Origin of the sequence: Salinicola sp. CPA57, from assembly GCF_003206035.1 — a bacterium.
Classification (GTDB): domain Bacteria; phylum Pseudomonadota; class Gammaproteobacteria; order Pseudomonadales; family Halomonadaceae; genus Salinicola; species Salinicola socius.
In genome coordinates, this window is sequence record NZ_PZJR01000034.1 from 1 (window position 1) to 795 (window position 795).

The window sequence follows — 795 nt, forward strand, 5'->3', positions numbered from 1 at the left end:
GCCTGGGTACCGTGAGTGCACCCAGGCCTATTTGCGCTTTACCCAGCTCTCGCGCACGGGCCTTCCCGACAACGTGTTCAATACCGACGCGCTGGATGCCCGATACACGGACCTGACGGAAAGCGCCCTGGGCATCGCCAGCAAGATCGTCAGTCAGCATCCCGCCATGGTGCCCTACATGAAAGGCTACAGCGCCTGGAGCAGCGTCGACATCATTCGGCAATACTTCAGCGACGACAAGGGCGACGATGTCGCGCTGACCAAGGTCATGGGGGCGGCCGCGGGCATCACGGGGCTGGCCATGGAGCTAGCCGGCAAGAGCGCTTTCCTGCAATACCACGCCGCCATGGCCGGGCTCGTCAACCAGGCGAGCCGGCAGGCCTGGAAGCTGGTTTCGGGGACGATCAGCATCGTGGGAGACGTGCTCTCCTTCTACGATGGCTTGATGAAACTCTCCGACGCCATGCACGATCAAAACCTCGGCCGCTCGACCCGCAGCGTGAGACTGCAGTACGCGCTGGGTGGCACGATCATCACCGGTGCCTCGATCGGGCTGCTTGGCCTCTCGCTTTCTGCGGCCGGTATCGCCGGCGCGACGTCGCCGATAGGCTTGGCGCTGGTCGCCATCGGTTTGATCATCGGTGCCATCGGCATTGCACTGGGTTTCGCGGCGACGAAGCTGGTATCCACCGCCACGATGGTCTGGCTCAATCGCTGCTATATCGGATGCCAATACGACACCCAGTTGGCGCCCTTCGCCAGCATCGAGCAGGAACAGGCCTCGCTGGATCTGCT

General features: G+C 63.0%; 1 protein-coding gene. It reads left to right on the forward strand.

Annotation, left to right across the window (positions count from 1 at the left end):
* On the forward strand, positions 1 to 795 hold a 795-nt coding region (locus DOM36_RS19820; protein WP_157958717.1), incomplete at both ends, for a hypothetical protein.